Here is an 8,160-nt window from a genome sequence, read left to right as displayed (position 1 = left end):
GCATACAACCTTTTTATTTCGTATATCGATACACAATTGATTCATATGGTCTTAAGTTAAGTTTTGTGATATCCTTGCTGGCATCTTTATAATTCGACAGTAGTACTTCTTGTTTCATTCCATCTAATTGAACGTGCGCTGGTACAGAGTACGTTATTTCTTCTCCATAGAAATTATTTATAACGAGTAGTACTTCACTTTCTGTAGTACGAGTATATGCCCAAACCTTAGCGTGATTTTCATCTAAAATAGCATATTCTCCTTCTGTAATAACATCATATGTTTTTCTTAGTTCAATTAGTTTTTTGTAATGATAAAATACAGACTCTTTATCTTCTAGTGCCTTCTCTACATTTATTTCTGTAAAGTTTTCAGCTACTGAAATCCAAGGTGTACTTGTTGTAAAACCACTGTTCACCTCTTCATTCCACTGCATCGGAGTACGGGAGTTGTCACGAGATTTTTGTTTTAAAATCCCGATAATCTCTTCTTTTGATAATCCTTCTTCTCGCTTGATATCGTATATATTTAACGATTCCACATCGCGATATTGCTCGATGGATTCGAATTTAGGATTCGTCATACCGATTTCTTCGCCTTGATAAATGTATGGTGTGCCCTGCAACATATGCATAGCTGTCGCTAACATTTTCGCAGATTCATTTCGGTACGTTCTATCATCACCGAAGCGTGACACAATACGAGGCTGGTCATGATTACACCAGAATAATGCGTTCCATCCTCCGCCCTTTTGCATTTCAATTTGCCAATTAGACATAATCTCTTTTAATGTAATGAAATCAAAATCAGCTTGCGTCCACTTATCTCCATTTGGATAATCTACTTTTAAATGATGAAAACTAAACGTCATACTTAATTCATTACGCTCAGGGTTTGAATATTTAATACAATTATCAATTGTCGTAGATGACATCTCTCCAACTGTAATTACATCTTTCCCTTCAAAAACATTTCGGTTCATCTCTTGTAAATATTCATGAACGCGCGGGCCATCTGTATAATATTTACGCCCATCGCTTGTCGCCGTACTTCCGTCATCATTCAAGAAACTTTGGTCTTTTGAAATTAAGTTAATTACATCTAATCGGAATCCAGTTACTCCTTTATCCAGCCAAAAACGCATCATATCATATACTTCTTCACGAAGTTTTTCATTTTCCCAATTTAAATCAGCTTGTGTCTCATCAAATAGATGTAAAAAATATTGCTCTGTCTTCTCATCATATTTCCAAGCAGACCCGCCAAACTTAGATTGCCAATTATTTTTTTCATCACGCCAAATATAGTAATTACGATATGGACTATTTTTATCTTCCTTCGCTTCTTTAAACCACTTATGCTCCGTCGAACTATGATTTACAACGATATCGAGCATAATTTCAATATTACGTGCCTTTGCTTCTTCCAAAAGCTCTTCAAACTCTTCCATCGTTCCGTAAGATGGATCAATACTATAGTAATCACTTACATCATATCCATTATCATTTTGTGGTGACTGGTATATCGGTGTTAACCAAATATAATCTACTCCGAGTTCTTTTAAATAATCTAGTTTCTCTGTAACCCCTTTTATATCACCGGTTTCTTTATTGTAATAGCTATTAAAGCTCTTCGGATAAATTTGATACACTACACTTTTATGCCAATCCTTCATGTTTAACTTCCTCCTACTTCTGTTTTACTCGTTTTGCAAATAACCACGTTAACGTAAATGGGATTACAACTGCGATAATCATTCCGACAATAAACATTGGAATCGATTTCGGAATGATAGAAATAAATGCTGGTAATCCGCCAATTCCGATAGCAGGTGCTAATACACCATTTAACGTAATAAATATAGCTGCAATAGCCGATCCTATAATCGCTGCATAAAACGGGAATTTATTTCGTAAGTTTACACCAAACATAGCTGGCTCTGTAATACCGAAATATGCTGAAATTGCTGATGTCGATGCCATGCTTTTATCATTTTGATTTTTAGAAATCCAGAACATCGCAAGTGCCGCACTACCTTGCGCAATGTTAGAGAGTGCAATCATCGGCCAAATGAATGTACCACCGTGCTGTGCAATTAATTGTAAATCGATAGCAATAAACATATGATGCATACCTGTAATTACTAGCGGTGCATATAATGCTCCAAATAATACTGCTCCAACTACTGGTACTGTTTCATATACACCTACTAATCCAGCTGTTAATAAATCTCCAATATGACGTGTAACTGGACCAATAATCCCTAATGCTAACACACCTGTTACGACAATCGTTGTAATGGGTACAACTAATAATTGAATTGCATTTGGTACATGTTTCTTCAAGAAAATTTCCACTTTACTTAACACAAATGCTGCTACTAAAACCGGCAAGATTTGACCTTGATACCCTACCTTTTCAATTTGAAATAATCCTAAAATATCGAAGTACTCAATCTTTTGTCCATCTAAACCAGTTGCTGCTTTCCCATAGTCCCATGCATTTAATAAGGCTGGATGCACAAGCATTAATCCCATAACAATCCCGAGTATCGGACTACCACCAAAACGCTTCGTTGCTGACCAACCGACAAGTGCTGGTAAGAATACGAATGCTGTATTCGCCATCATATTAATTAAATCCCAAAGCCCACTTAAGTTTGGATAGACGTCTAATAAATTTTTACCTTCAAAAAATAAGTCCTTTGCCCCTAATAAATTGTTAATTCCCATTAGTAAACCAGCTGTTACGATCGCTGGTAATATCGGCATAAATACATCTGAAAATACTTTTACAAACTTTTGAGCTGGATTTAACTTTTGATTTCCAGAATCTTTAACGTCAGCTACTGTCGCTTCCTTCATACCTGCAAGCGTTATCAATTCTGCATATACACGATCAACATCTCCTGGCCCGATTACAATTTGAAATACCCCAGCGTTATGAAACGCTCCTTTCACTAATGAAACAGACTGCAATTTATCGTTATCTATTTTGCTTTCATCTTTTAAAGCGATACGGAGTCTCGTTACACAGTGTGCAGCTTGTTCAATATTGTCTTTCCCACCAATATACTGCAACACTTCCTCTGCTGTTTGACGATAGTCTTTCCCCATATTCCCGTCCCTCTTTTCTTTTTTTGATACCGTTTACAATTACATATTAACTCGTATATATAAGTTAGTCAATACTCGTATATACGAGTTAGTGATTTTTTATAAAAAAAAAGAGATGAAACGTTATTTCGTTCCACCTCCTTATTTTCTCCGCGCCACATCCGAAAAATGAAAAATATCTAAGCGATGGCGTGATTCTGTATATTCGAACTGACTTCCATCATAAAAATGCGTAAAGTTTTTCACAACGACAACATAGTCTGTTCCATTTAAATCTAAATACTTTCTATCATCCTCTGTACATGGCTGCACTTCAATTACCCTCTGTGAGTAACTAATATGAAGACCTAGTTCTTTCTCAATGTATTTATAAATGGACTCCGCTGCAATTTCACTCGTTAATCCAGGAATATATTCCGATACAAAATGATTAATATCCAAAATTACTTTTTCTCCATCAATATTTCGTACGCGTTTAATATGATCTATTTCTGTTTTCTCTTTCACATTTAATAACTTTGCAACCTCTTTTGTCGCGTTTACTTTCTCCATTTCCACGACTTCTGTAATACAATGGCGTCCTAAACGTTCATTTTCTTCTTGGAAGCTTACAATGCCACCAAAATTGAATTCAATGTTTTTTCGCTTTAAAACAAAGACACCTTTTCCATGTATTTTTTGAACATATCCACGCTCTTGTAATAAATCTACAGCTTTTCTTACCGTACCTCGGCTCGCTTCATACTGCTTCATTAATTCAGTTTCTGATGGGATTTTGCATCCCTCTTTTAATTGTTTATTATCAATAGACTTGCTAATTGCTGTATAAATTTGTTCATACTTACTCATCATCTACAATAGCCCCTTGTCACCTTCTAATTCTATATGTATTATACCATGCTACACTCTTCTGCCAATCTCTCACTTATTTTCCAGTATAGGAAAAATTCAGGTAAATATTTAATCTATAAAACGTATTTTTATAAAAATTTTTATATTTTTCTTTTCATTCAAAAAAACATGTAGTATACTAACTTCAAAATCAGAGGAGAAAGGGAGCAAAGAACTATGCTTACTTATACAACAATTGTAGTTACATTTGCACAAAAACATCATCATCATACGTAACCCTTGAAACCTAGCGGAAAAATTACGCGTAGGTACAAGGGTTATTCCCGTTGTACCTACGTTAGGCAAAGAGCCATGTAGGTATTTTTTATCTACATGGCTCTTTTTTTATTGCCAAAAAGCTAGTAAAAAATGATGTTTAAGCAAATCTTACTACAAAGGAGTTAACAAAAATGGAAACGAAAAAATGGGGATTATGGGTTTTAACAGCTTTTGTTATCGGGAATATGGTTGGCGGTGGCGTATTTATGCTCCCAGCAAATTTAGCACAAGTATCAGGGCCAATGGGTTCTACACTTGCATGGAGTATTACAGGACTTGGCGTATTTATGATTGCACTCGTATTTGGAAATTTAGCAATCCGAAAGCCAGAATTAAAAGCAGGGCCACAAAGCTATGCTCAAGCGATGTTCCCTTCAAAAAAAGCTGGTAAAGTTGCAGGATATAGTATGGCATGGGGATATTGGGCTGCGAATTGGGCTGCAACAGCATCTGTTATTATTTCCTTTGCTGGATATTTATCAACATTCTTTCCAGTTTTACAGAGTAAGCAAATTCTCTTTTCAACGAACGGATTTTCACTAGAACTCGGAAAGGGATTAACTTTCCTCGTATGTAGCCTTATGCTATGGGGAATTCAATATATTCTTTCTCAAAATATTGACCGAGCTGGCAATATGAATCTTCTTGCTACCATAGCAAAAATTATCGGATTTACAATGTTTATTGTAATCACATTATTCATTTTCAATGCTTCTAATTTCGGAGACGGTCAATCATTTATGAATGAAGCAGGACAATCAATTTCGTTAGGTGGACAAATCAACTCAGCTGCTATTGCAACACTTTGGGCGTTTATCGGTATTGAATCAGCAGTTATGCTTTCTAACCGTGCAAAATCTCAGCGCGATGTAAAAAAGGCTACCATTTTCGGATTAATTATCGCTCTTCTTATTTACATGTCAATCACTCTACTTACAATGGGAGCTCTCCCGCAAGATGCTTTGAAAGAGTCTCAAAAACCATTAGTAGATGCATTAAATTTAGCAATCGGCAATAAAGGTGCCTATATCATGGCTTTACTTGCACTTGTATCTTTATTTGGATCTACAGTTGGCTGGATCGTTGTTAGTTCAGAAGTACCTTACCAGGCAGCAAAGAATGGACTTTTCCCTAAGTTTTTCGCGAAAACCAATAAAAAAGGTAGTCCTTCAAAATCATTATTTATTACAAATGTGATGACGCAAATTTTCTTATTCTCAACGATTTCTGGTACCGTATCAGAAGCTTATAATTTCGCTATTGTTGTAGCAACATTAGCTTATTTAATTCCATACCTTGTTTCTACGCTGTACCAATTCAAATTAGTTATTACAGGAGAAACATACGATATAATGCCTGGCTCTCGAATAAAGGATGGGATCATTACTACATTAGCATTTGTATACTCTATTTGGGTTATCAAAACCGGAACTGCTGATTTAAAAACATTCTTCTTAGGAATCGGATTGTTCGTATTAGGTCTTATTCTTTATCCAGTGCTAATGAAAAACTCACAAAAAACGAATTAAAAAAGAGAAGCTACCGGCTTCTCTTTTTTATTCAAAATCTGTAATTAATTTTTCTTTTAACTCTCCTACAGATAAAGGTTTCGCATAATAAAATCCTTGTACGTAATCACAGCCCATAGATTGTAATAAACTTTCTTGCTCTACTGTTTCTACCCCTTCAGCAACTACTGCTAAATTTAAGCTATGAGCAATTTCAATAACAGATTTTACAATCGTTCGTTCTGGCTGTGCATGATCATAATGAAATTCACGAATAAAATTACGATCAATTTTTACTATATCCAGTGGTAGTTGTTTTAAATAATATAAAGAAGAATAGCCCGTTCCAAAGTCATCTAAAGCAATTAAAATACCCATATTTCTTAATTCTTGTAATGTAGCAATAATATAATCAAAATGGCGAACAGCAATGCTTTCCGTTATTTCTAAAATTAAACGATTTGGCGGAAAGCCGGTTCTCCTCAAAATGCTACGTACAGATAAAATAAAACGTTTTTGCATTAATTGTTGTATAGATAAATTAACAGATAACTTTAATCCTTCTTCGTAATCTGGCAATGTTTTAAACAAGCGACATGACTTTTCTAATACCCAGTCTCCTAATTTTATAATAAGTCCAGATTCTTCAGCTACTGGAATAAATTCGCCTGGCGAAATCGGCCCTTCTTCTGTCGAACAACGTGCTAAAGCCTCTATACCAGTATATTTCTTCGTTTTCAAATCTATAATAGGCTGCAAAGCCACCTCTAGCTCTTCATCACGAATTGCCTTTTGCAAAGCGAATTCAATTTTCATACTACGATTTATTTTCGCACGTAATTCATCTGTAAAGAAACAAGCAGCATTTCTGCCCTGCTCTTTCGCACTGTACATAGCTAAATCCGAATTCTTCAATAGAGTTTCTACATCTTGTCCGTCTTGCGGATATGCGCACAGTCCTAGACTAGCTGAAATGTATACTTCATGACCTTCAAGCATAAATGGTGCCTGAAAACATGACAACACAGATGTCGCAAGCTGCCTCATCGCATCTTGTGTATGACTTTTTGTTAACAACACAAATTCGTCGCCACCCAGCCTAGCCAGGACGTCTTTCTCTCCTAGCACATAATGTAACCGTGAAGCAACTTCGCTTAAAAGTAAATCCCCTATCATATGACCTAGCGTATCGTTTACTAATTTAAAACGATCTAAATCAAAGTAAATCATACCAAATTCTTTTTTGCCTGCAATCATCTCGTTTACAGTCGTTATTAATTGCAATCGGTTCGGTAAACTCGTTAAAGCATCATGATACGCAAGTTCCCTATAACGACTTTCACTTAACCGCAGCCTCTGTTCCGCTTCTTTCCTACTACTAATATCATTTCGGATCGCAATAAATTGATATGGCTCTCCTTTTTCATTTAAAAATGGAACAATTGTTGTTTTAACCCAATAATATGTCCCATCTTTTGCTCGATTTCGAATCTCACCTCTCCATACTTTTCCACTCAAAATACGCTTCCATAGAATTTGAAAAAATGTTTTCGGGTGATATCCTGAATTTAAAATACGATGATCTTTCCCTATTAACTCTTCTCGTGTATATTTGGAGATTTCACAAAACTTATCATTTACATATGTAATACGACCATTTCGGTCTGTAATCGCAACAATTGAAGACTCATCTAATGCTAACTTTAAATCTCGCAATGAAGAGTCATATAATGCATGACCTCTTTGTTCTAGCATGCGCATCTCTCCTTGCTTCCTATCTGACTAAAACACAACTTGTTTCTTTTCATAGAAATAGAGATATTTCATTTCCTAATAATCGTCCTATACATAAATCACGTTTTGAAATATGCCGATTAAAATAACATAATATTATTTGTAATAAAAAGCAATATAATACCGTTTCAATTATAAATAGTAGTTTCTTATCACTATAATTAGCTTACTTTATTCATTCTCTTACATTCCTTTATAGCTAGCTCTATACAACGCCTATTTCCTACTAGTCCCGCTCACATCTAACCTCTTTACTTTACTAGCGAAATAGAAATTTGAGCCCACTATACAACTATTCACGAATAATAATATAAAAATTAAAATTAGTATATATGTTTTTGAATTACAATAACAAAATATTAACATATTTCCACCTTAATTTTGGAAGTATTTTATAAATAAATACTGAAACAAAAAAAGAGGATAGCCTCTTTTTTTGTTTAATACGAATATGGCGTTTGTTGATACCCCGGATATGGTGTTGGATATGGCACTGGATATGGTGCTGGATAAGTTACTGGATACGGCGCTGGATAGTAGCCTCCACTTACCGCACCCGTTAATGCGCCAGC

Annotated in this window: 5 protein-coding genes and 1 pseudogene; 1 reads left to right on the top strand and 5 read right to left on the bottom strand. The window is 35.2% G+C overall.

Translation table 11 applies throughout. The features are described from left to right. Window positions 1–13 precede the first annotated feature (13 nt). From treC to treR, 3 genes are all read right to left on the bottom strand, one after another. Entirely contained in the window at window positions 14–1,675 is a 1,662-nt protein-coding gene (treC, locus tag KI369_RS25050) for an alpha,alpha-phosphotrehalase (protein ID WP_212957985.1), read from the bottom strand. 13 nt (window positions 1,676–1,688) lie between these two features. Further along, the gene (gene treP / locus KI369_RS25045; RefSeq protein WP_212957983.1) at window positions 1,689–3,116 is read right to left on the bottom strand and encodes a PTS system trehalose-specific EIIBC component; all 1,428 of its coding nucleotides are present in this window, start codon (window positions 3,114–3,116) and stop codon (window positions 1,689–1,691) included. Between the two features lie 141 nt (window positions 3,117–3,257). Further along, entirely contained in the window at window positions 3,258–3,968 is a 711-nt protein-coding gene (gene treR / locus KI369_RS25040) for a trehalose operon repressor (protein WP_087955435.1), read from the bottom strand. Between the two features lie 449 nt (window positions 3,969–4,417). On the opposite strand from treR, the gene KI369_RS25035 reads away from it, so the two are divergent. Further along, on the top strand, window positions 4,418–5,815 hold the full coding sequence (locus tag KI369_RS25035; RefSeq protein WP_212957975.1) for an amino acid permease: 1,398 nt from the start codon (window positions 4,418–4,420) through the stop codon (window positions 5,813–5,815). 27 nt (window positions 5,816–5,842) lie between these two features. Here KI369_RS25035 and KI369_RS25030 read toward each other — a convergent pair whose 3' ends face one another. Then, on the bottom strand, window positions 5,843–7,549 hold the full coding sequence (locus KI369_RS25030; protein ID WP_212957973.1) for a putative bifunctional diguanylate cyclase/phosphodiesterase: 1,707 nt from the start codon (window positions 7,547–7,549) through the stop codon (window positions 5,843–5,845). Between the two features lie 479 nt (window positions 7,550–8,028). Next, window positions 8,029–8,160 (bottom strand): annotated as a pseudogene (locus tag KI369_RS25025) (cobalt transporter); the annotation flags it as partial.

It is taken from the genome of Bacillus sanguinis, from assembly GCF_018332475.1.
Classification (GTDB): Bacteria; Bacillota; Bacilli; order Bacillales; family Bacillaceae_G; genus Bacillus_A; species Bacillus_A sanguinis.
This window is presented reverse-complemented; position numbering and strand designations above follow the sequence as displayed.

Bases quoted from the DNA above. Each gene is read 5' to 3' on its own strand.
- treC (WP_212957985.1), bottom strand. From the start codon at position 1,675: ATGAAGGATTGGCATAAAAGTGTAGTGTATCAAATTTATCCGAAGAGC.
- treP (WP_212957983.1), bottom strand. From the start codon at position 3,116: ATGGGGAAAGACTATCGTCAAACAGCAGAGGAAGTGTTGCAGTATATT.
- treR (WP_087955435.1), bottom strand. From the start codon at position 3,968: ATGATGAGTAAGTATGAACAAATTTATACAGCAATTAGCAAGTCTATT.
- KI369_RS25035 (WP_212957975.1), top strand. From the start codon at position 4,418: ATGGAAACGAAAAAATGGGGATTATGGGTTTTAACAGCTTTTGTTATC.
- KI369_RS25030 (WP_212957973.1), bottom strand. From the start codon at position 7,549: ATGCTAGAACAAAGAGGTCATGCATTATATGACTCTTCATTGCGAGAT.